The following is a 22,544-nucleotide window of genomic DNA, read 5'->3' as shown; positions in this document are numbered from 1 at the left end:
CATCATCAATCGGCACTGTGGCCGCCGAAAGGCGGGGCGGGAAACGGCGCCGCGCCGATCAGCCCGGCAACGGCCCGCGCCGGTGCCAGATCGAAGGACGGCAGGAACCGTGCAAAAGGCGCCACCACCGGTTGGGCCTCGACCATTGTGAGCACCCGGCCACCCCCCGGCGAACCAGGGCATTCACCGGCTCGCCACAAGACCGGCTCGGCGGCGAACGCCGCGCGCATCAGGCTTGGCGGGGTTTCGCCTTCGCCAACGGCCAGCCGCCTGGCAGCTGCCGCCCCGAACGGCGCGATCAACAATGCGCCGTTTCCGTCGTTCAATGTGATGCGGCGGCGGCCATCCCAGACGACGCTGCCGGTGGCTGCGGCGGCGTCCGGCAAGCCGCGCGCCTCGCGGCGCAGGAAGAGGCCGGCGCGCCGGTAATCGACAACCGTCCGCGACAATGTGGCGCAAAGAAATCCCGCCTTCAGCCGGTCGAACAGCGCCTCGCCGCGCGCCTGATCCGGCAGGAAGGCAACCCCGCCGGTCGTCGCCAGCAGAATGCGCAACACATAGACGGCGGCCCGGTCCTTGCCGGCCTTCAGCAAGCCTGGGTCGAGGCGGATGAGCCCGGCCACCGGCTGGGTCGCGAGATCGCGGATCAAGTCCGCGGCCTCGAGACCTAGCTGGGTGCGCGCGCTGCCTTCACGCGCGGCCAGTGCCAGGGCTTCATCAATGCGCTGCGCGCCGTTCCCATCCGCGAGCGCTGCCCGCATGCGTGGCCGCTCGAAAGCCTCGTTGGCGTTGGTCGGATCGTCGGCCCAGCCGACGCTTCGACGCCGCAGGACATCGCGCAGTGCCGCGCGGCGGACCCCGAGAAACGGCCGCACGATCCAGGTGCGCCAGTCATACAGAGTGGCCGGCGCCATGCCGGCAAGCCCCCGGCCTGCCGCGTCGGCATGATCTCGGCCCTCGTCACGGGCCAGTCCGTCCTCGCGTGCTTTCCGCATCAGCACCGTTTCCGCCTGGTCGTCGGCGGTATGGCCGGTCAGGATCAGGCCGATGCCTTCCGCCTGCGCGGCCTCGGCCAGCAGCCGGTAGCGCGCTTCCCGCGCCGCGGCGGGCAGGCCGGTCGACGGCTTGCGTCCCGACCATGTCAGGATGCGATGCGGAATTCCACATGTGGCGCACAGCCTCGACACCGCTTGCGCTTCCGCCGCCGAACCAGATCGCAGATCGTGGTCGATCGTCACTGCCAGCAGCTTCGTTGCCGGCGCGACACGATCGAGATGTTGTTTGAGAAGAAGGAGCAGGGCAGTCGAGTCGCTGCCGCCGGACACGGCCGCAACGGCGCCGCTGGTAAAGTCGATAGGCGAAAAAAGCTTGGTCGAAAGATCAGGCTCGATGTCGAGCATCAGCAGGCAGCCAGAGCCTTCTCCTGCTTGACGCGTTCCTTGAGCGCACCGGAAATATCGGGGTAGCGCTTGCCGATCTCGCTGAAGGTGGCGCAGGCCACATCATGCTGCTTGAGGCCGACCAGCGACACGCCGAGCTTCAGCAACATGTCGGGAGCCTTCTTGGCCTTCGGGTAGTCCTTGCTGGCGGCGAGGAAGGTCTCGGCCGCGTCGCGGTACTTCTGCTGGCCAAGCAGCGATTCGCCCAGCCAGTAATGTGCATCGGCCGCCTTCGCATCCCGGGGGAAGCGGGCGATATGGTCGCGAAAGCCCTGCTCGGCGGTGCTGTAGTCGCCCGACAGGATGAACTGATAGGAGTTGCGGTAGAGTTCTTCGGGATCGTTGGTGGAGGGCAGTGCCGCGACCACCGTGCCGTCGGACTTGCCGGCCTTGGCCGGGGCGCTGGTGGCCGGGGCGGTGTCTTGCGCTGGCGCCGCCGCCTGGACGTTGCCGCCGGCATCGATCACATTGCCATTCTTGTCGACGGTGATGCTGCCGAAGGTCTTTTCGGGCGCTCCCGTGCCGGGAATAACCTTGCCGGGGTCACCGTCTGGTGATTCGACGATGACGTCCTCGACCGTCTTGCCCCCTGTGGACTGATTGCCGCCGGGCGCGGTGCCGGCATCGGCCGGCGCCTGGGTTGCCGGAGCCGCCGCCACGTCGGTGTTGGTATCGGTGGCGGCGTCCGATTTCTTCTGGGCCGGAGGCTGTCCGCCCTGCGCGCCGCCTTCAAGCTGCTGGAAGCGGAACTCATTGTCTTCCTGCTGCTTGCGGATCTGCTCCTGCATCTGCAGGACCTGGAAATTGAGTTCCTCGATCTTGCCGTTCATCTGCCGCAGTTGCTCTTCGAGCGCGGTCACGCCGGTGCCGCTCTGCTGAGCCAGTTGCACCTGATCCGGCTGCTTCTTTTCGCCAAAGATACCGGGCAACTCGATCGTTGGCAGGTGAAAGGAAAAGCCGCTGTCGGTTGATTGCCCTGTGCCGCTAGCCAGTGCGGTGACGCCTGATAGGAGCAGCAGCGCAAGCGTGCCGCTTAGAACCGATCTCAAATGCATGTGCCTCTCGCCGTGAATCGTTAGCTTGTTCGCGCTTCCAATCAAAGTGGGACCGGCCAAGCGCCCTCGGCTCATAGCAGGACCCGAGACTTCGGCCAAATTTTGTTTCGGGCGGCCAGATACGAAAAAGGCGGCCCTTGGGCCGCCTTTCGCATGGATATGTTGCATTTTTGCCGCTACGCCACCGCGCCGTTCTCTTGCCGTGGGGGCAGGCTTTGCGATGCCTTAGGAACCGGCGCCGCTGAGCGTGGTGACCGCGCGGCGGTTCTGCGACCAGCAGGAGATGTCGTCGCAGACCGCGACCGGACGCTCCTTGCCGTAGGAAATGGTCTTGAGGCGGCTGGCCGAGACTCCCTTGGCGACGAGGAAGTCGCGGGTGGCGGCGGCGCGGCGGGCGCCAAGCGCCAGATTGTATTCGCGCGTGCCGCGTTCGTCGGCATGGCCTTCGATGACGATGGCATACTGCTTGTACTGGTTCAGCCACTGCGCCTGGCGCGAAAGCGTCGTCTGTGCGTCGGCACGGATCGAGGTCGAGTCCGTATCGAAGAAGATGCGGTCGCCGATGTTGACGGTGAAGTCCTGCGCCGATCCGGGCGTTGCCGCGCCAGCGCCGTTGAGGCCAAGATCCGCAGCGCTGTTCGGCGTCTTCTTCGAGGCGCAACCGGTGATGGCGAGCATCGCCACCAGTGCGATCATGACCGGGTTTCTGGTAAGTGCTGCGATACGGCCCATGCCGCCTCTCCTTCATATTCGAGTGATTTCGTTGATCACCCAGTAACCACGTTTGGGTTAACCGGCATTCAAGAAACACGGTTAAATTTTGGTTTAGGCTGGTTAGGCTGCCCGTCCGCAACCTCTCGGTCCCGGGGCCACAGTTGGCGCGGACCCTAGGCGGAAATGCGGCCAAAACGCGACCAATGCATGGAAAAGGGGCCGGAAACGGCCCCTTTTCAGCATGTGTGGCAATTCAGCCGAACCTATTCCAGCAACGGCGACCATGCCGGGTCCGAAGCGAAATTCGCCGTCGGGATCGATTGCTCGTTGCGGCCGGTGAGATCGACCGAAACCAGTTTGGGGCCACCGGCGGAATCACGGAAGAACATCAGCACCCGGCCGTTCGGCGCCCAGGTCGGCCCTTCCTGCTGGAAGCCCGAGGACAGGATACGCTCGCCCGAGCCATCGGTCTTCATGACGCCGATCTGGAATTCGCCGCCAGTCTGCTTGGTGAAGGCGATGAGGTCGCCGCGCGGCGACCACACCGGCGTCGAATAGACGCCGTCGCCGAAGGAGATGCGGGTCTGGCCCGAACCATCGGCGCCCATCACGTAGATCTGCGCGCGGCCGCCACGGTCGGATGTGAACACCACCTTGCTGCCGTCGGGCGAATAGGACGGCGACGTGTCGATGGCGATCGAGTTGGTCAGTCGCGTCGTCGAGCGGCTTCTGAGATCCATGGCGAAGATGTTGGAATTGCCGTCGTCGCGCAGCAGGCTCATGATCACCTTCTGGCCGTCGGGCGAGAAGCGCGGCGCAAAGGTCATGCCCGGAAAATTGCCGACCAGTTCGCGCTGGCCGGTCTCGATCTGCAGCAGGTAGACCCGCGGCTGGCCGCTCTCATAGGACATGTAGGTGATTTCCTGCCGGTTCGGCGAGAAGCGCGGCGTCAGCACGATCGACTTGCCGTCCGAGAGATAGCGGACATTGGCGCCGTCCTGGTCCATGATGGCAAGGCGCTTCTTGCGCGCGTTCTTGGCGCCGGATTCGTCGATAAAGACGACGCGGGTGTCGAAATAGCCCTTTTCACCGGTCAGCCGTTCGTAGATGGCGTCGGCGATGATATGGGCGACCCGTCGCTGGTTGGCGTCGTTGGCGAAGAACTGTTCGCCGGCCATCTGCTGGCCGGCAAAGGTGTCCCACAGCCGGTACTGGGCGCGGATGCGGCCGTCCGCTTCCTTGCTGACGCTGCCGGTGACCAGCGCCTGCGCGTTGATGACCTTCCAGTCTTCGAAACGCGGCGCCGCATCCGGATTGGTGATCTTTTCGATGAAGGCGCTCTTGTCGATCGGCGCGAACAGACCCGAGCGTTTGAGGTCAGCGGTGACGATCTGGGAAATCTGGGCGCCAAGCGCATCGCCACCCTGGAAATCCGTGATGGCAATCGGTAGCGGCTCGACATTGCCCTTGTTGACGTTGAGTTCGACGAGCGCCCATGCCGGCATGGGAACCACTGCCGTCATGCCCAGCGCCATCGCTGCAATCGTCAGGAGCGGCTTGAGGAAAGATCTCATATCTTCTCGCTTCTCTTCATTGACTGTTTGGACGCCAGGCCTAGAGGCCGAGCATTTCCCTTGGATCGAACGTGACCCGGATGTCGGACCAGATGTCTTGTTTACCGGCGGGAACCTGCAGGCCGGCCATGTCGCATTTCTGAACCGCGCGCACCGCGCTTTCATCGAACTGCCGGTTGCCGCTCGATTTTTCAACGGAGGGGCGACCGTCAAGCTTGCCGGAGGTGTTCAAATTGAAGCGGACCACGACGATGAAATTCTCCGAGCCTTCCAAACCGGCCGGCAAGGTCCAGCAACCACCCAATTGACTTTCCAAGGCGCCCTGCTCCGATTTCGAAAGCTTCTGGCCCTGATCCTTGTCCCCGCCGAGCGAAGACTGCTGGGTCGAGCGCTTGGCGCCGCCGCCGGACGGCTTCTGCTTGTCCAGCAGAGCCGAAATCTCGTCGGCGTTGAACTGCTTGTCGTCCGATTTGGGCTTGGATGACGCATCCTTGACCGGCTTGTCGGCATCCTTGCGCTCCGGCGCCTTGGCGCTTTCGGCCTGTGCCGGCTGCGGCTTCGGCCGCGCTTCCGGCGCGGGCGCCGAGTTCGGCAGTTGTGTCTCTTCGGTGGGCGGATCCTTCGCTATCGCTTCGGCGACGGCATCCGGCTTGACCTCGGGCGTCGGGTCGATCGCGGCGGTCTTGTCCTGCGGCGGCGGGGTCGGCGCCGGCTTGGCCGGCGTCGGCTTGGGGTCCGCCTGCTTGACCGGCTCGGGCTTCACCTCTTCCTTGGGCGTCGGCGTCGGCGCCACTTCCGTCGCCGGAATGGGCTTGGGCTTTTCCTGCGGCTTCGGCACGTCCTCGGGCTTCGGCTTCTCGACCGGGGTCGGCGCCGGCGGCGGAGCCGACGTCATGTCGACCGGTTTCGGCTTGGCCTCGGGCGTTACCGGCTTGTCGGTGTCGACCGTGTTCTCACCGATCTTCTGGGCGTCCGGCACGACGTCCGGGCGCTTGGTCGGCATAGGGGCCGGCTTTTCATGCATCACGGCCTTCTTGTCGCCCTGCAACGTCTGCGCGACGGCCTCCATCGGCACGATGTCGACCGAGACCGACTCGACGTCGGCGGTCGGAAGCGCAGCCGGTGCCGACAGCGTTAACAGGCCGAAGGCCAGCACCGCCGCATGCAAGATCACCGATGTGGTGAGGCCGGTCCTCATTTTTCGTCTACTGATCCTGTTCCTGCAGTGAAACCAAGCCGATATTCTTGTAGCCAGCGGCCGAAATGCGGGCCATCACCTTCATCGCCGTGCCATAGTCGGTGGACTTGTCGCCACGGATAAAGATGCGCTCCTCATAGCCAGTCTTCGAGATGGCCTGCAGCTTCGCCACCAGCTCCTCGATCGGAATTTCGGTTTCCTGGAGATAGATCTGGCCAGCGGCGTTGATCGAAACGGTGATCGGCTGCGTGTCCGCATTCATTGCCTTGGCCTGCGTGTCCGGCAGGTCGATCGGTACGCCGACCGTCAGCATTGGTGCCGCGACCATGAAGATGATCAGCAGAACCAGCATCACGTCGACCATCGGCGTGACGTTGATTTCCGACATCAGTGCATGGTGACGGCCACGCCGCCTGTGGCCGCGCCCGCCGCGTCCTCCCATGCCTACGGACATACCCATCTTTCGTGCTCCTCAGGCCTTAGGCGCGACTTTTTCATCGATTTGGCGCGAGAGTATGGCGGAGAACTCGTCGGAGAACCCTTCCATACGCACCGCGATCTTGCTCGCGTCGGACGACAGCTTGTTGTAGGCAATGACGGCCGGGATGGCGGCGAGCAGGCCGATGGCCGTCGCCAGCAACGCTTCGGCGATGCCGGGCGCGACCACCGCGAGGCTGGTGTTCTTGGACCCTGCGATCGCCTGGAACGAGGTCATGATACCGATGACGGTGCCGAACAGGCCGATGAAGGGTGCCGCCGAGCCGGTGGTGGCGAGGAAGCCGAGGCGCCCCTCCAGCTTCTCCATTTCGCGGGTCAGCGCCAGGTCCATCGCCTTGTCGATGCGGGTCTGCAGCCCGAGCGGCGTTTTCGCGCCCTTCTCGAAGCTCTTCTTCCATTCGCGCATCGCAGCCACGAAAATGGCGCCCATGCCGGTGGTCTTGCGGTCGGCAAGCGTCCGATAAAGCTCCTCCAGCGACTGCCCCGACCAGAACACCTGCTCGAAACGGTTGAGCGCCAGCCGCATGCGGGCATAGGAAACGAGCTTGTCGACAATGATCGCCCAGGTCCAGACCGAGGCGCACAGCAAGCCGATCATGACCAGCTTGACCACCCAGCTGGCCTGCATGAACAGCGCCCAAATCGACAATTGCGCGCCCGGTTCGGCGAGTGCGATATTTTCCATGGTAACGTCCTTAAGATTTTCCGGGCAAAGCTGGCGGCTGGCCCATGGGCATCCCTTGTGGTCGGTTCGCACGAAGCTACCGGAACAACCCCAAACTGCGCCGTCCGCGGCCTTTTCGGGGCAAATATTGGTGAAAGGAAGGCGCTGAATCCCGCCAATCTTCACCAATCTCTTCATGAACCGTTATGGTTAAGGATGGGTTAGTGAATAAGGCGCGGCGCATTGCCGCGCCTGTCAGCCACCGAACCGGCCTGCGTCAACTCATCCGCCGTTCAAAGGGGGTTGGGATTCAGGTCAGACCGGCGCCACCTGAATATCAGCCCACCTTGGGCATGAACGCTGCCATCCATTCCTTGGGAAAGCGCCTTGGCCGGCCATTCTCGCCGATGATCGCCGCTTCAACCCTTGCCTCGACCAGCACCTCGTCGCCGCGTTTGAGCTGCTGCGCCATGAAGATGCGCGCGCCGGAAATGTCCTCGGTGCGGGTATCGATGGTCAGGATGTCGTCGATGCGGGCGGGGCTGCGGAAATCTATCTCCATGCGACGCACCACCCAGACGATCTTCTCGCCATGCTTGCCGTCGGCAAGCTCGGTATGATGCACGCCGGTCAGCCTGAGATAGTCGGAGCGGCCGCGTTCGAAGAATTCGAGGTAGCGTGCGTGGTAGACGACGCCGGAGAAATCGGTGTCGGCGTAGTAGACCCGCGCCATCAGCCGGTGGCCGAACGCCGTCAGCGCGCCGGAAAGCCCTGCCAGCAATGTCGCCGATTCACCATGATCGCCCATTGCGCTTCCTTTTTCAGTCCCGACGAGGCACCTGTTCCCCGCGAGACACCGCATCGGATGGCACTGTTGACGGCGATGATCAAGACCTTGATGGCGGCGCTGTCCGTGCTGGTGGCTCTGGCGCTGCCGGGCCAGGCGGCAACTTTCTCGATGAAGCGCGGCCTCAACCTCGACCAGTGGACGACTTGGCCGGGCGAGGATCGATGGGGCGATGCGAAGGCCATCCTGCCCTATCCGGAGTGGCGCAAATTCCTCAAGGACGATGACCTCAAGGCGCTGAAGGACGCGGGCTTCGATTTCCTGCGCATGCCGGTCGACCCGTCGCCTTTCCTCTCCGCCCAGACCGTGGCCTTGCGTGACGACCTCTATGCCAGCGTGCTGGACTCGGTGCGCATGATCAACCGCGCCGGCTTGAAGGTGATCGTCGACATGCATCTGATTCCGGCCGGCGGCAGCCGCAAGATCGGCATGGCGCAGGTGATGGACGACCCGCAAGCCTTCGACGTCTATGTCGACATGGTGCGCAGGATGGCACACACGCTGGCCGGCGAAGATCCCAGCCAGGTCGCCTTCGAACCGATGAACGAACCGATCGTCGACTGCGACAGCGACGGCACCAGCCTGTGGCCGGACCGTCAGCGCAAACTGTTCGCGGCGGCGCGCTCCTCGGCGACGAAACTGACCCTGGTGCTGACCGGCGCCTGCTACTCCGCCGCGAGTTCCCTGGAAAAGATCGACCCGAAGGCAATCCCGGACGACAATGTCATCTGGACCTTCCATTCCTACGATCCGTTCCTGCTCACCCATCAGGGCGCCACCTGGGCCGGCGACTTCATTCCCTATGTGACCGGCCTGCCCTATCCACTGACCGCGGTACCGCGGGCACAGCTTGACGTGACGCTCGACACCATCCGCGCCAGGATCAAGGCGGAGGCGCCATGGACACGGCAGAGCGGCCTGCTTGCCTATCTCGACGAACAGGTCGCCAGCATGGACAGCCCCGACAAGCTGCTTGGCCTGATGGACGCGCCGTTCAAGAAGGTTGAGGCGTGGGCGAAGCTCAACGGCATCAGGCCGGAAAATATCACGCTGGGCGAGTTCGGCATGATCCGCCAGGAATATGGCAATGCCTATGTGATGCCCGCCGAGTACCGGGCCGCCTATGTCAGGGATATGATCGCGCGCGCCGAAGCGCACGGCTTCTCATGGTCGGTGTGGAGCTATGGCGGCGCGTTCGGCATCGTCGACGCCTTCAACGGCGATAAGGCCGAGCCGGACGTGGTGGACGTGATCCGCGCGCTGCATTGACCTTCAGGCCGAACCAAGGTCGATCGACAGGATTTCAGGGCGAGCGCCGAAACGCACCGGCAATATGCTGAAGCCAAGCCCGCCCGAAACGATCAGGTTGCGGTCATTCTCGACGACATGGCCGTAAGCATAGCGATTTCCGAAACGCGACGGCACCACGGGCGAATAGCCGAACAGCCGCACCTGCCCGCCATGGGTATGACCCGACAGGGTCAACGAAACCCGCCACGGCACTTTGGGAAAAATATCGGGCTCGTGGGCGAGCAGGATGACAGGCGAGGTATCGCTGACCTTGGCCAGCGTGCCGTCGAGATCATCGAGCCCCCTGAAGCCGGTGCGGTCCTTGGTCGGCCGCAGGGCCAACTGGTCGGCAAGGCCGGCGATCCAGAAACCATGTCCGTCCTTTTCCAGCCGCACGACATCGTTTTCCAGGACTGGGATGCCGACCTTCTCCAAGGCCTTGCGCGCTATGGTCGGGCCGGCTCCCGCCCGCTGCGCGAAGCCATCGTTCCACCAGTCGTGGTTGCCAAGGATCGACAGCACGCCGAGCGGCGCCTTGAGGCCCGACAGCGCGGCCGCCCATTGCGACGGCGTCACCCGACCCGTCACCAGGCGCATGCCGGCAATGTAATCGCCAAGCAGCACGATCAGGTCGGGCTGCAACGCGTTCGTATCGTCAACAAGCGAAGCGATCCGCTCCGGCGTCATCCATGGCCGGCAGGCATGGATGTCGGCAAGCGCAACGATCCGCAGCTTCGACCCTGCCGGCCAATGCGGTGGCGTCAACGCATAGCGCTTCACATGCGTCAACAGCATCGGCTCGATGCCGACCGCATAGGCGCCGAACGCGGCGGCGGTCAGGAAGGACCCGCCGAGGAAGCGCAGGAACCCGCGCCTGGTTATCATTGCATGGCTCCGGCACTAAGGATCTCGGCGGCGTGCCGCAAGCCTCCGATAAAATCCATGATTGCGCCGGCAAGTCGACGAGGCTGAGGAGATTTTGCGCAGGACGGTCACGGATGCTTGATCGCCGCCCTGAAGCGGGCCGCTCAAAAGGGACCTCGGTTTCGAGGTAACGGCATGCACAAAGCGAAGAGTGAACCTGTGCCCGATCGCTCGGGCACTATTCTTCCTGGAACAGGTTGATCTGCTGCTGCGCCAGATCCTTCGGCGCGTCGAGGCCGAGATGCCGCCAGGCATTGGCGGTCAGCATGCGACCGCGCGGCGTGCGTTGGATGAAACCCTGCTGGATCAGATAGGGCTCGATGATGTCCTCGATGGCGTCGCGCGGCTCGGACAGACCGGCGGCGATCGTCTCGATGCCGACCGGCCCGCCGCCGAAATTGCGGGCGATCATCGAAAGGTAGCGACGGTCGAGTGCGTCGAGGCCGAGCGCATCGACCTCCAAGCGGGTCAAGGCCTCGTCGGCGATCTGGCGGTTGACATGGCCATCCCCGGCGACGGACGCGAAATCGCGCACGCGGCGCAGCAGCCGGCCGGCGATGCGTGGCGTGCCGCGCGCGCGCCGCGCGATCTCCAGCGCGCCGTCGTCGCCGAGCGGCATTTGCAGGATGCGGGCACCGCGCCGCACGATCTGCTCCAGTTCCTCGACCGAATAGAAGTTGAGCCGCACCGGAATGCCGAAACGGTCGCGCAGCGGATTGGTCAGCAGGCCGAGACGCGTGGTGGCGGCGACCAGGGTGAAGCGGGCCAGGTCGATCTTGACCGAACGCGCCGCCGGTCCCTCGCCGATGATCAGGTCGAGCTGGAAATCCTCCATCGCCGGATAGAGGATTTCCTCCACCGCCGGGCTCAGCCGATGGATCTCGTCGATGAACAGCACATCGCCTTCTTCGAGATTGGTGAGCAGTGCGGCGAGATCGCCTGCCTTGGCAATGACCGGGCCGGAGGTCGATCGGAAATTGACGCCGAGCTCGCGCGCCATGATCTGCGCCAGCGTCGTCTTGCCGAGACCGGGTGGCCCGACGAACAGCACATGGTCGAGCGCCTCGTTTCGGCCCTTGGCGGCCTCGATGAACACTTTGAGATTGGCCCGCACCGCCGCCTGGCCGACAAAATCGTCGAGCGTCTGCGGCCGCAAGGTCTGCTCGGCATCCTCGCCGCGTTTTTCGGGCGCAATCAGGCGGGGCGACAGGCTCATGCTGCCTTCCTTGCACATGGCAGGGAGCCGGACAAGCCAGCTCTCACCGCGCCAGTTCCTTCAGCCCGAAGCGGATCAGCTTCGGCGCATCGGCATCCTCGCCCGCGGTCTTCAGTGCCGCCGCCACCGCATTGGCCGCGGTGTCGCGCGAATAGCCGAGATTGACCAGGGCCGACACGGCATCGGTGATCGGCGCCGATGCGACGCCTTCGCCGAGCTCCTGCTTCAGGCCGATGGTGCCCGAGGCAGAGCCAGCATAGGCAGGCGCCTTGTTCTTCAACTCGGTGACGATGCGCTCGGCCACCTTCTTGCCGACGCCGGGCGCACGCGAAACCATGGCGATATCGCGCAGTGCAATGGCATTGGCGAGATCCGCCGGCGCCAGCGTCGACAGGATGGCCAGCGCCACCTTGGCGCCGACACCTTGCACATTGCTCATCAGCAACCGGAACCACTCGCGCTCCAGCTGCGACTGGAATCCGTAGAGGCGCAGCATGTCCTCGCGCACATAGGTCTCGATGAACAGCACCACCGCTTCGCCGGGCGCCGGCAGCGCCGCCAGCGTGCGTGCCGAGCAATAGGCGACGTAGCCGACGCCATGGATATCAACGAGGCAATGGTCCTCGTCGATCTCGTCCAGCGTGCCCTTGAGCTTGCCGATCATGCCTGATGACCCCTCACGCCAGCATCGCCATCCGGTAGGCCACGCTCTGCCGGTGATGCGCATGGCAGATGGCGATGGCCAGCGCGTCTGCGGCATGTTCGGTATCGAAAGTGGCCTTCGGCAACAGCACTTTCACCATCATGTGGATCTGCTTCTTGTCGCCATGGCCGACGCCAATCACCGCCTTCTTGACGGCGTTGGGAGCATATTCGGCAACAACAAGGCCGGCACGCGCAGGTACCAGCATGGCTATGCCGCGCGCCTGGCCGAGCTTCAGCGTCGCCACAGCGTCCTTGTTGACGAAGGTCTGTTCGACCGCCGCTTCGTGCGGCATCGCGCTGTGCAGGATTTCGGCGAGCCCGTCATGCAGCTGGCAAAGCCGCGTCGCCAGCGCCGCCTTGTCGTCGGAGCGCACGGTGCCCGAGGCGACGAAGCGCAATGAATTGCCGAGGCTCTCGACGATGCCCCAGCCGGTGCGCCTGAGCCCCGGATCAATACCGATGATGCGAATCGCTTCCCCCATCCGCCAACTTTACCTCCGGCGGATAGCGATGCCAGCGAAATGTGAACAAACCAGAAACAACAATGCTCGTAACAGCCGCACAGGCTGTTTGAGAACGCGCTCTGGCGAGGCAGATGGGGTGGTTTCGAGAACCGGAGCGAAGCGTACTGAAGTCCGCGGGCACCGGATGCGCGGAAACCCGCGTCAAGCGTCCGTCAGAGTAGAGTCGTGATGCCGGCTATCAGCCGCGGGCGAAAGCCGTGTTCAGCAGGCTGATCTGGTCGGAAACCGGGTTGGGGCGGCGGCCCATCGGTTGCATGTCGACCACGGCGCCATCGCCATAGATCTCTTCATCCATGCGACGCACCAGTGCCTGCAGGCGAAGCGAGCGGTTGACGAGGTCGAGGAAATCCTTGGGCAGTTCGGCCCATCCGGCGGCTTCGTCATTGGCTGAAGCGGTGTCGAGACGAACCTTGGACTTTTCGGAAGCAACCTGATCGCGGGTCATCTCGCCGGAATTGGCCGCACGCTGCAAAAGCAGCCAGGACGCAACCTGCATCAGCCTGGTGGTCAGCCGCATCGATTCGGCCGCATAGAGCGTGGCGCCCAGCCTGGAAAGTTTCTTCGCTTCGGCCCGGCCCTTGCCGTCGAGATATTCGGCCGCTTGCTCGACCAGGCCCATGCCTTCCTGGTAGAGCGGCTTGAAGGATTGCGAAAAAACCCGGCGCTCCGCCAGCTTGACGGTTTTCGCACTGCCCTTCGAAGGCTCGTTCATTGCTACGCCCCTGCACTTGCAACCGGCCATTCGGCTTATTGCCGATACCCCCGGCACCCTGATGAGTGAAGCTTGAAAATGCGCTTCGTCACCGGTGAAGGCAAGCACATGTTTAACAGAAGGTTAACGGCGATCCGATGTCGGACGCCCCTGGAACGCGGACAAAAAAAGAGCCGCGGATAAGGCGGCTCTCAGGAGTTTAACAGGGAGGCGTCAAACAAAGTGGCTCCAACCACTCGGTAAGAATCCAGATCACTGGATGAACATAGTAAACACCTGTAAAGCTTAATGCAGCCTTAACCGCGCGATTGTTTTTTGACCGAACCCCGCCGTTCTGTGCCGTAACAGCACAGAAACGGACTTCGGTTCAGGTCCGGAGCCTGTTTCGAAAGTCGCTCCGGCGAGTCATAGGATGGGGTTTCGAGAGCCGGAGCGCAGCAGACATTTGAGTCCGTGAGCCCCCGGAAACACAGAAAACGCCATCAGATGGCCGCCAGGGTAGAGTTTCAAACAGGCTCTCGGTTCAGGCCGTCTTCCAGACCGCCGGCAAGGCGATGAAGGCAAACAGCAGCATGGCAGCGTAGAAGCCCATCGAAGAGGCCGCCACCAGCGGTTCGATCGCGGCATTGCCGGAAAGCAGGAAATACAGGCCGATCAGCAGGCCGATGCCGCTGATTGCGGTCAGCCAGAAATGGACGACGGCGACCGTCTTTTGCCCGACCGCCGGAAACAGATGGTAGAAGAAGGCGAACACCGCCGACATCAGCCATCCGGCGACCATCGTGTGAGCGTGGGTCGGCATCTGGCCATGATCATGGCTGATCGCCATGTGCAGGCCGAGCGCCATTCCGCACAGCGCATAGATGACGGCCAGCGTGAAGAAATTTCGTGCTACCCCTTGCATAATGTTCCCCCGAATTGCCTTTTCCCGTCAGCGGGAATGGGTTGATCGTCAGGCGATTGTTTTCGCCACCGGGCTCCCGGCATCGGCGCACTAGCATCGGCAATGTTTCCGGACGATGTCGCGCCAACCCCTCCCGACACTTCATGTGCTAGCAGAAAACCAGGTTGCGTGCTCGCTATCTCGGCGGCTTCGTTCGCCGGGCAGGAGGCTGAAACAGAGCCGGCTTTTTCGCGACATCGTTCCGAAACAGCGGCGGCGCTAAACGCCCGCTCCTCTGACGGCAGGTGCAAATCGTGCCCCGCCGCAACCCACCAGAACACCCCAGGAGCAACCCATGGATTGGTATTCCATCGTCAAATTCCTCCACGTCGTCTCGGCCATTCTGTGGGTCGGGGGCGGTTTCGTGCTGTTCCTCCTCGGCGTGCTTGCCGAGCGCGCGGGCAACATCGAGGACAAGTTGCAGGCGATGCGCGCCAGCGGGCAGCTGGGCGGCAGGTTCTTCGCGCCGATGTCGATGCTGACCCTGATCTTCGGCCTCATCATGTGCGGCTTCTGGGTCGGCTTCTCCGATCTGTGGATCGTCATCGGTCTCGTCGGCTACGCGACAACCTTTTCGATCGGCATGTTCATCTTCAAGCCGACCGGCGAACGCATGGGGGCGATGATCGCCAAGGAGGGCATCACGCCCGCGGTCCTTGCCATCGGCCAGCGCATGATGAGCGCGGCGCGCTTCGACTATGCGGTGATGCTGGTGATTATCGCCGACATGGTGCTCAAGCCGACCGCGCATGACATCGGCATCCTCGCCGGCATGGTCCTGGTCGTCGTGGTGGGCGCCATGCTGGCCTTCGGCGGCAACCGTCGCCTCGTGCCGAGCGCCGCCTGACGGCGCCGTGATGGTAGGGGCGGCTGTGCAGCCGCCTCACCTTTTACATCAGACCGGCGATGCCGTCCCACAACAGCTTCACCGCCACGACCGCCACGGTAGCGTAGGTGAAGGGATAGAAGGTTTCCGGCCGCATTCGCCGCACCAGCCACGCCCCTGCGATGGTCGACAATGGCGCCAGCGGCATCAGCACCGCAGACGCCGTCAGATTGGCGGTGTCGAACTGGCCGAGCGCGAAATAGGGCACCAGCTTCAGCGCATTGGTGGCGGCAAAGAAGATCGCGGCGGTGCCCGACAGCACCTTGGGGTCGAGCCGGATCGGCAAGGCATAGACCTGGAAGGGCGGGCCGCCGACATGGGCGACGAAGCTGGTGAAGCCGGCCACGATACCCCAGACGGCGGCGGCCGCGCGGTTGGGAGCGACCGCATGGTCGGCGCCATGACGAAACTGCAGATAGAGCCAGCGCAGGACGAAGATGATGGCGACGGCGCCGACGATCAGCCGCACCGCCTCTTCGGTGACGAGTGCGGCTGTCAGCCAGCCGAGGCCGATGCCGATGACGGCGCCCGGCATCATGTCGACCAGCATCTTGCGATCGTAGACGCCCCACCATGTCCATACCGACACGATGTCCATCAGGCACAGGATCGGCAGCAGGATGGCCGCCGCCTGCACCGGCGGCATGGTCAGCGCCATCAGCGGCACGCCGACAAAACCCACGGCGCCGCCAAAACCACCCTTGGACAGGCCGACCAGAATCACCGCCGGTATGGCGGCCGCGTAGAACCACGGATCGAGAAACAGGCCTGACATGGGGAGGGGCTGGGCTGGAGGGAAGGCGCGTCGACGCTTGAATAACCCAGAATCTTGAGCGGAGCGACAGCAAATATGAGCGTGGCCGCGGCGTCGTGGGTGCGAAGGCTCCCCCGGCAGCCGGGGACAGCGTTCTGCCGGCTCAGGATGCCGGCAAAAGCCCTGCCCGGTCACGCGGTGAAGCTGCATCGAGCGGTGGCGGCCGCCGCCGGATCGGCTGCGCCTTGATGATGGCGGTGCTTGTCTCGGCCTTGTCGGCGATGCGGTCAAGGATCCCGTCGAGGTCACCAATCGAGCGCACGAACAGCCGTGCGACAAAGCAGTCATCGCCCGTCACCTTGTCGCATTCGCCGAACTCCGGGATCTCCTCGATCAGCTTCTGGACGATATGCAGCTTGCCCGGCAGGGGCCGGATGCGCACGATCGCCTGCAAGGTATAGCCGAGCGCCAGCGGATCGATCTCGACGGTGAATGCCCGGATGACGCCGCGCTCCTCGAGCCGGCGAAGCCGTTCCGAAACGCTTGGCGACGACAGCCCGACTTGGGCAGCCAGTTCCTTTAACGAGGTTCGCGCATCCTTGACCAGGATTTCGAGCAGATGTCGGTCGAGATCGTCCAGCATTTCACATTTCTCATAGTTTCGGAGCCATGGCCTAATATAATAAGGTCATATGGCCATACCACCTCTCCAATCGGATAGAAAGCCTCGGCATTGCATGAGATCATGCCGGCTCAACGGGTTCGGAGGTTTGTTGGGAACGATACGGTGCGCGACACGGTCGAAATGTCGGCCGCAATGGCGATCCTGGGAACGATCGGATGGTTCGTCGTCCTGTCCGGCCAGCCGATCATGGATGTGGTGTTCTGGCGTTGCGCTTTCGGCGCGCTGACGCTGCTCATCATCTGCGCCGGCCTCGGCTTGCTGCGCGACCGGCTATCGCTGCGCGCCATCGGCCTTGCCGCGCTCGGCGGCGTCGCCATCGTCGTCAACTGGCTCCTGCTTTTCAGTGCGTTTTCGCGCGCGTCGATCTCGATCGCCACCGCTGTCTACAACACGCAGCCCTTCATGCTGGTCGGCTTCGGCGCGCTCTTCTTCGCCGAGCGGCTGACCCTGACGAAGCTGACCTGGCTCGCCATCGCCTTCGCCGGCATGGTGCTGATCGTGCAGGCCGCTCCTGACGCCGGCGATGTCGGCTCGAACTATTTCGCCGGTATCGTCATGGCGCTGGGCGCGGCCTTCTTCTGGGCCGTCGCCGCCATCGTCACCAAGAAGCTCAAGGGCACGCCGCCGCACCTGATCGCGCTCATCCAGGTCTGTGTCGGCGTCGTCATGCTGGCGCCCTTCGCCAATCTTTCGCATCTTCCCGCCGACCCTTGGAGCTGGGCCATGCTGGCGACGCTCGGCGTTGTGCACACCGGGCTGATGTACATCCTGATGTATGGCGCCATCCAGAAGCTGCCAACGCATCTGCAGGGCTCGCTGTCCTTCATCTATCCCGTCGTCGCCATCCTGGTCGATGTCACCGCCTTCGGCCATCGGCTGCATCTGAGCCAGATCGCCGGCGCCGCCGCCATCCTGATCGCCGCCGCCGGCATGAATCTCGGCTGGACGCTGTGGACGTCAAAAACGCCGGTGCAAAATCCTCAAGCCAGCAGATAGAGCGCTGCCGATTTGCAAGGCAAGCAGGACTCATGCAATGAAAGTCCAGGCGCATGCGATGGGTGTGGCGTGGACGTCGGGACCTTTCAGAAACGGCTGTTGCCTCGCGAACGCATCTTGTGGAGCGGTCTTCCCGCGCAGGGCGTATTGTTCACCGGTCGCGACATGTTTCTCATCCCGTTCAGTCTGCTCTGGTGCGGGTTTGCAATTTTCTGGACTTATATGGCGACAAGGCAAGGTGCGCCGCTTTTCTTCGATGCGTGGGGCGGGATGTTCATCTGCATCGGGCTGTTCTTTGTCTTTGGCAGGTTTGCGCTCGACGCATGGTTGAGACGACGTATCTCTTATGCGGTCACGGACAAGCGCATTCTCATCATGCGCACCGCCCCTTTCTCCAGTTTCACATCGATCGATCTGGAGCGTCTCCCCGATATCCAACTGAGCGGCGAGGGAGCAAAGCGTGGCAATCTGCGTTTCGGGGCAGCGTCATCCCTCTTCGGAAACCCCGGGATGGGTGGTTGGTCCCAGTCTCGCTATCAAGGTTTTGGCGGCTGGGCTCCGGCTCTTGACCCGGTTCCGCAATTTCTGGGCATCGAGGATCCGTCGAAAGTCTTCGACATCGTAACGAAAGCCAGCAACGCCCTTCGATCCGATCGCCGGTCGTCGCCTGACAGCTAGCGCCTGTTCAATCCCGGCACTTTGCTCTATGCCGCAATCCAACCATCTTCGCCCGGCATAGGCGAAACCCGGGATCAAAGAACCATGAATGACGCCACGCCCCCCAATCGCTGCCGCATCGTGCTGATCGCGCCGCCCGGTGTGCCGGCGGCCCGTATCGCGGCCGCATTCGACGGTGGCGACGTCGCCTCGCTGATCCTGCCCGAGAACGGCATGGACGAAGCCTCCTTCCAGGCCTTTGCCGAACAGGTCGTGCCGGCCGCGCAGGCCGCGGGCGTGGCCGTCATCATCGCCGGCGACACCCGCATCGCGGGGCGTGTCCAGGCCGACGGCATCCATGTCGAGGTTTCCAAGGCCGAACTCGCCGAGACGATCGAGCATTTCCAGGAAAAGATGATGGTCGGTGCCGGCGGCGCCAAGAAGCGCGACGACGCACTGGAACTCGGCGAGACACGGCCTGACTACATCTTCTTCGGCCGCTTCGGCTACGACAACAAGCCGGACCCGCATCCGCGCAACCTGTCGCTGGGTGAATGGTGGGCGCAGATGATCCAGATCCCTTGCATCGTCATGGCAGGATCCGATCTTGCTTCTGTCGAAACCGTGGCCGCCACCGGCGCCGAGTTCGTCGCGCTGTCGAGCGCGGTGTTCGCCGACGGCGTCGACCCGAAAACAGCGGTCGCTCAAGCCAATGCGCTGCTCGACGAAACCGCGCCGCGTTTCGAGGATTGACGTGGCTCTGGCGAGGCTTCCCTTTCAGGCCCTGCTTGCGGCGGTCATGATCCAGGCCGCCGCCGCCGAAACGATTCCCTTGCCGCAGCCCAAGCCGGAAGTCGGTGTGCACACCGACAAACCGATCGACAGGCCGCTGCCGCAGCCCGCCACCACGACCGAGCCGGCTCCGCTGCCGTCGGCCGACGCCATCAATCCTGACCGCTTCGGGGCCAAGCCGGCCGACGCCGCCTACGGCGCCTTCCAGCGCGGGCTTTACAAGACGGCCTACAACCTCGCGCTGATCCGCGCCCAAAACGGCGACCCGGCTGCGCAGACGCTGGTGGCCGAGATCCTGTCGCGCGGGCTGGGTGTGCCGCTGAATAGCGCGGAAGCGGCCAAATGGTATGCGCTTGCCGCCGAACAGGGCGTGCCGGAAGCGCAGTTCCAGTATGCGCTGATGCTGCTCGACGGCCGCTACGTCAAGAAGGACGAGAAGGGCGCCTATGCGCTGATGCAGGCCGCCGCCGAAGCCGGCAACCGGCTGGCACAGTTCAATTTCGCGCAGATGCTGGTCCAGCAGGACCCCGGCGACGCCGGCATCGCCAAGGCGGTTTCCTACTATGAGCGCGCCGCCGCGACCGGCCTCGCCGACGCGCAATATGCGATGTCGCAGATCTATGCCAATGGCGTCGGCGGCAAGCCGCGCGACGATACACAGGCCAGGCGCCTGCTGGCGCAGGCCGCGCGACAGAACTACGACACCGCGCAGATCGATCTCTCCGCCTGGATGATCGAGGGACGCGGTGGTGCGCGCGACCTGAAATCCGCCTTCGGCTGGATGAAGCAAGCGGCGGAGGGCGGCAATATCGCAGCCCAGAATCGCCTTGCCAAACTCTATATGCAAGGCATCGGCACCGATCCGGACCTTGTCCTTGCCGGCGCCTGGTACATCGTCGCTCGCCGCGCCGGTCTCATCGATCCGCAAATGGACGATTTCCTGCAGGGGCTGAGCGACGACGAGACCAAGCAGGCATTGCAGAAGGCGAACCGCCTGCCCTGACGGCGCGTCTCACTGCCACTTTGTGTGATCAGGACAGCCCTGTCGAAAGGCTCCGACTGATCCTAAAGCCTGCCCCCTCCAGCTTGGCGCCAACCCGGCGCTCCCTTGCCTCTTCTGGCAATTTGTGGTCTTGGGAGCCCGAAATCGCTTTCCCAGCGAACATCCCATACCAACGGCTTGGCCGTTGGTAGCATCCCGGATCACCGCATCATGGCCAAGATCAACGGCAACGAAATCCGTCCCGGCTTCGTCATCGAACACGATGGCGGCCTCTGGGTGGCGGTCAGGACCAACACCGTCAAGCCTGGAAAGGGCGGCGCCTACAACCAGGTCGAGCTGAAGAACCTGATCAACGGCACCAAGCTCAACGAGCGCTTCCGCTCGGCCGAAACAGTCGAGCAGATCAGGCTCGACTTGAAGGATTTTTCCTTCCTCTACGCGCAGGAAGACGCGCTGGTGTTCATGGACACCCAGAGCTACGAGCAGCTCGAACTGAACAAGGACTTCGTCGGCGACCGCGCCGCCTTCCTGCAGGACGGTATGATGGTGACGGTCCAGCTCTACGAGGACCGGCCGATCGGCATCTCCTTGCCTGACTATGTGACGCTGACCATCACCGAGGCGGACCCGGTAGTGAAGGGCCAGACGGCGGCTTCATCCTACAAGCCGGCGGTGTTGGAGAACGGCATCCGCGTGCTCGTCCCGCCATTCATCGGCGCCGGCGAGCGCATCATCGTCGACACCAACGAAATCACTTACGTGCGCCGCGCCGACTGATGCGTGTCGCCCAAGAGCGGCCCCGGTTTTGGGTCACCGACATGCATCGAGACAGAGTTTAAAGCGCAGCAGCAGGAAGAGGCACGATGGCACGCTCCGCACTTCTCAACGTCATGGTTCAGGCCGCCATGAAGGCCGGCCGCTCGCTGTCGCGCGACTTTGGCGAGGTGCAGAACCTGCAGGTCTCGATGAAGGGCCCTGGCGACTATGTCAGCCAGGCCGACCGCAAGGCCGAGGATATCGTCTTTGCCGAGCTGTCGAAGGCGCGGCCGGGCTATTCCTTCCTGATGGAGGAACGCGGCACGGTGGAAGGCGATGACGGCCAGCACCGCTGGATCGTCGACCCGCTCGACGGCACCACCAATTTCCTGCACGGCATTCCGCTCTTTGCCGTTTCGATCGCCTTGGAACGCCAAGGGCAGATCGTTGCCGGCGTCATCTACAATCCGGCGATGGACGAACTCTACACCGCCGAACGCGGCGGCGGCGCCTTCATGAACGATCGCCGCCTGCGGGTCGCCGGCCGCATCAAGCTGGTCGACACGGTCATCGGCTGCGGCATGCCGCATCTGGGACGCGGCCACCACGGCAATTTCCTTGTCGAATTGCGCAACATCATGGCCGAGGTCTCCGGCGTCCGCCGCCTCGGCTCCGCCTCGCTCGATCTTGCCTATGTTGCCGCCGGCCGCATGGATGGCTTCTGGGAAACCGGCCTGTCGGCCTGGGACATCGCCGCCGGCCTTCTGCTGATCCGCGAGGCGGGCGGTTTCGTTTCGGACATGGATGGCGGACAGGACATGCTCGACAATGGCTCGGTGGTCGCCGGCAACGAGGTCATCCAGCGCGCTTTGCTCAAGGTCGTGAAGAAGCCGTTCACGCCGCGCTGACAGGCCCGCCGCGCTGAAGCGCCGCAGTCGTAAAACCGCCAACAAGACTTGAAATACTGCCTGCCGACCTCAGATTGGGGTACGGCGCAGGAACCCGGCAGTGTGAAAGACGTCAAGCCCCACCCCGACATCCCGTTCATCGGACGCTGGCACTATTCGCGCGCCGAGATGATCGCCGACGGTATCGTCCATGCCGTCGGCATCGTGCTGGCGATAGCGGCCGGTTCGGCATTGCTGGCACTGGCGGCCTTTCGTGTCGGCCCGGGCGAATACATCGCCGCCGCCTTCTATGTGGTTTCGCTGCTCACCGTGCTGTCGGTGTCGCTGACCTACAATCTGTGGCCGGTGTCATCGCCGAAGAAATGGGTCCTGCGGCGCTTCGATCACGCCGCGATCTATCTGCTGATCGCCGGAACCTACACGCCTTTCCTGGCCCAGCTCGGCGGCTCGCCGCTGGCGGGCTGGATGATTGTCCTCGTCTGGAGCGCCGCGGCGCTGGGCATCACCATCAAGGTGTTCTTTCCCGGCCGGTTCGACCGGCTGGCCATCGTCTTCTATCTCGCTATCGGCTGGAGCGGCATCATCCTGGCAAAGCCGCTTGTCCAGACGCTGCCGACGACATCGATCGCGCTCATCGTCGCTGGCGGCATCGTCTATTCCTGCGGCGTCATCTTCTTCGCCTGGAAGGGTCTGCGCTTCCACAATGCGCTGTGGCACGGCTTCGTCGTCACCGGCGCCGGCTTGCATCTGGCCGCCATGGTCGATTGTCTGGTCATCAACCGCCTCTGACTCGGCGCACGGCCC

25 protein-coding genes are annotated in these 22,544 nt (G+C 63.7%); 9 read left to right on the top strand and 16 right to left on the bottom strand.

Features of this window, described 5'->3' with window-relative positions:
- Positions 1–5: 5 nt before the first annotated feature.
- The 8 genes from tilS to ybgC form a co-directional block, all read right to left on the bottom strand.
- Entirely contained in the window at positions 6–1,400 is a 1,395-nt protein-coding gene (gene tilS, locus AC56QQ_RS05235) for a tRNA lysidine(34) synthetase TilS (RefSeq protein ID WP_497125821.1), read from the bottom strand.
- A complete protein-coding gene (gene ybgF, locus AC56QQ_RS05230) occupies positions 1,400–2,494 on the bottom strand; it encodes a tol-pal system protein YbgF (protein ID WP_497125820.1) in 1,095 nt (364 codons plus the stop codon). Before ybgF ends, tilS begins: the two co-directional genes overlap by 1 nt.
- A gap of 225 nt (positions 2,495–2,719) precedes the next feature.
- The gene (gene pal, locus AC56QQ_RS05225; protein WP_256752731.1) at positions 2,720–3,226 is read right to left on the bottom strand and encodes a peptidoglycan-associated lipoprotein Pal; all 507 of its coding nucleotides are present in this window, start codon (positions 3,224–3,226) and stop codon (positions 2,720–2,722) included.
- 245 nt (positions 3,227–3,471) lie between these two features.
- Complete coding sequence (tolB, locus tag AC56QQ_RS05220) at positions 3,472–4,782, bottom strand: Tol-Pal system beta propeller repeat protein TolB (protein WP_489858238.1); 1,311 nt, start codon at positions 4,780–4,782, stop codon at positions 3,472–3,474.
- A gap of 40 nt (positions 4,783–4,822) precedes the next feature.
- Complete coding sequence (gene tolA / locus AC56QQ_RS05215; RefSeq protein WP_497125819.1) at positions 4,823–5,980, bottom strand: cell envelope integrity protein TolA; 1,158 nt, start codon at positions 5,978–5,980, stop codon at positions 4,823–4,825.
- 7 nt (positions 5,981–5,987) lie between these two features.
- Positions 5,988–6,440 carry a protein TolR gene (tolR, locus tag AC56QQ_RS05210; protein WP_095089517.1) on the bottom strand — a complete coding sequence of 151 codons (453 nt, stop codon included), beginning with the start codon at positions 6,438–6,440 and terminating at the stop codon, positions 5,988–5,990.
- A gap of 12 nt (positions 6,441–6,452) precedes the next feature.
- A complete protein-coding gene (tolQ, locus tag AC56QQ_RS05205) occupies positions 6,453–7,163 on the bottom strand; it encodes a protein TolQ (protein WP_091578781.1) in 711 nt (236 codons plus the stop codon).
- Positions 7,164–7,479: 316 nt separating this feature from the next.
- Complete coding sequence (gene ybgC / locus AC56QQ_RS05200) at positions 7,480–7,950, bottom strand: tol-pal system-associated acyl-CoA thioesterase (RefSeq protein WP_489858240.1); 471 nt, start codon at positions 7,948–7,950, stop codon at positions 7,480–7,482.
- Positions 7,951–8,007: 57 nt separating this feature from the next.
- Between ybgC and AC56QQ_RS05195 the strand changes: the two genes are divergently transcribed.
- Complete coding sequence (locus tag AC56QQ_RS05195) at positions 8,008–9,258, top strand: glycoside hydrolase family 5 protein (protein WP_497125818.1); 1,251 nt, start codon at positions 8,008–8,010, stop codon at positions 9,256–9,258.
- 3 nt (positions 9,259–9,261) lie between these two features.
- On the opposite strand, the gene AC56QQ_RS05190 is transcribed toward AC56QQ_RS05195, so the two are convergent.
- The 6 genes from AC56QQ_RS05190 to AC56QQ_RS05165 all read right to left on the bottom strand — a co-directional run bounded on the left by AC56QQ_RS05190 (position 9,262) and on the right by AC56QQ_RS05165 (position 14,264).
- Positions 9,262–10,164 carry a metallophosphoesterase gene (locus tag AC56QQ_RS05190; protein ID WP_489858242.1) on the bottom strand — a complete coding sequence of 301 codons (903 nt, stop codon included), beginning with the start codon at positions 10,162–10,164 and terminating at the stop codon, positions 9,262–9,264.
- A 217-nt stretch (positions 10,165–10,381) separates the two neighbouring features.
- Positions 10,382–11,419, bottom strand: coding sequence for a Holliday junction branch migration DNA helicase RuvB (gene ruvB, locus AC56QQ_RS05185; protein WP_256752738.1), 1,038 nt, complete (start codon positions 11,417–11,419; stop codon positions 10,382–10,384).
- A gap of 43 nt (positions 11,420–11,462) precedes the next feature.
- Entirely contained in the window at positions 11,463–12,083 is a 621-nt protein-coding gene (gene ruvA, locus AC56QQ_RS05180) for a Holliday junction branch migration protein RuvA (RefSeq protein WP_091578785.1), read from the bottom strand.
- 13 nt (positions 12,084–12,096) lie between these two features.
- Positions 12,097–12,606, bottom strand: coding sequence for a crossover junction endodeoxyribonuclease RuvC (ruvC, locus tag AC56QQ_RS05175; protein ID WP_256752740.1), 510 nt, complete (start codon positions 12,604–12,606; stop codon positions 12,097–12,099).
- A gap of 220 nt (positions 12,607–12,826) precedes the next feature.
- A complete protein-coding gene (gene rcdA / locus AC56QQ_RS05170) occupies positions 12,827–13,360 on the bottom strand; it encodes a protease adaptor protein RcdA (RefSeq protein WP_497125817.1) in 534 nt (177 codons plus the stop codon).
- A gap of 523 nt (positions 13,361–13,883) precedes the next feature.
- Entirely contained in the window at positions 13,884–14,264 is a 381-nt protein-coding gene (locus AC56QQ_RS05165; protein WP_497125816.1) for a hypothetical protein, read from the bottom strand.
- A gap of 334 nt (positions 14,265–14,598) precedes the next feature.
- On the opposite strand from AC56QQ_RS05165, the gene AC56QQ_RS05160 reads away from it, so the two are divergent.
- Complete coding sequence (locus tag AC56QQ_RS05160) at positions 14,599–15,150, top strand: DUF2269 family protein (protein WP_497125815.1); 552 nt, start codon at positions 14,599–14,601, stop codon at positions 15,148–15,150.
- A 43-nt stretch (positions 15,151–15,193) separates the two neighbouring features.
- On the opposite strand, the gene AC56QQ_RS05155 is transcribed toward AC56QQ_RS05160, so the two are convergent.
- Both AC56QQ_RS05155 and AC56QQ_RS05150 read right to left on the bottom strand, forming a co-directional pair.
- A complete protein-coding gene (locus AC56QQ_RS05155) occupies positions 15,194–15,964 on the bottom strand; it encodes a sulfite exporter TauE/SafE family protein (protein WP_497125814.1) in 771 nt (256 codons plus the stop codon).
- A 142-nt stretch (positions 15,965–16,106) separates the two neighbouring features.
- Positions 16,107–16,586, bottom strand: coding sequence for an Lrp/AsnC family transcriptional regulator (locus AC56QQ_RS05150; RefSeq protein WP_497125813.1), 480 nt, complete (start codon positions 16,584–16,586; stop codon positions 16,107–16,109).
- 102 nt (positions 16,587–16,688) lie between these two features.
- Here AC56QQ_RS05150 and AC56QQ_RS05145 point away from each other — a divergent pair, with 102 nt between their 5' ends.
- The 7 genes from AC56QQ_RS05145 (at position 16,689) to trhA (ending at position 22,529) form a co-directional block, all read left to right on the top strand.
- Positions 16,689–17,624: a DMT family transporter gene (locus AC56QQ_RS05145; protein WP_497125812.1), complete on the top strand. Its 936-nt coding sequence runs from the start codon at positions 16,689–16,691 to the stop codon at positions 17,622–17,624.
- 69 nt (positions 17,625–17,693) lie between these two features.
- Entirely contained in the window at positions 17,694–18,302 is a 609-nt protein-coding gene (locus AC56QQ_RS05140; RefSeq protein ID WP_489858249.1) for a PH domain-containing protein, read from the top strand.
- Between the two features lie 84 nt (positions 18,303–18,386).
- Positions 18,387–19,034 carry a thiamine phosphate synthase gene (locus AC56QQ_RS05135; protein ID WP_091578798.1) on the top strand — a complete coding sequence of 216 codons (648 nt, stop codon included), beginning with the start codon at positions 18,387–18,389 and terminating at the stop codon, positions 19,032–19,034.
- The gene (locus AC56QQ_RS05130; protein ID WP_497125811.1) at positions 18,994–20,076 is read left to right on the top strand and encodes a tetratricopeptide repeat protein; all 1,083 of its coding nucleotides are present in this window, start codon (positions 18,994–18,996) and stop codon (positions 20,074–20,076) included. The genes AC56QQ_RS05135 and AC56QQ_RS05130 overlap by 41 nt, the downstream gene beginning before the upstream one ends.
- 210 nt (positions 20,077–20,286) lie before the next feature.
- A complete protein-coding gene (efp, locus tag AC56QQ_RS05125) occupies positions 20,287–20,853 on the top strand; it encodes an elongation factor P (RefSeq protein ID WP_091578946.1) in 567 nt (188 codons plus the stop codon).
- Positions 20,854–20,939: 86 nt separating this feature from the next.
- Positions 20,940–21,740: an inositol monophosphatase family protein gene (locus tag AC56QQ_RS05120; RefSeq protein WP_497125810.1), complete on the top strand. Its 801-nt coding sequence runs from the start codon at positions 20,940–20,942 to the stop codon at positions 21,738–21,740.
- Between the two features lie 102 nt (positions 21,741–21,842).
- Positions 21,843–22,529 (top strand): PAQR family membrane homeostasis protein TrhA, encoded by a 687-nt coding sequence (gene trhA, locus AC56QQ_RS05115; RefSeq protein WP_489858254.1) that lies wholly within the window; start codon positions 21,843–21,845, stop codon positions 22,527–22,529.
- Positions 22,530–22,544 lie beyond the last annotated feature (15 nt).

The sequence above is a fragment of the Mesorhizobium sp. RCAM 05099 genome (assembly GCF_059683685.1).
Note: the sequence above shows the minus strand (reverse complement) of the source record. Positions and strands in the feature narration are given on the sequence as shown.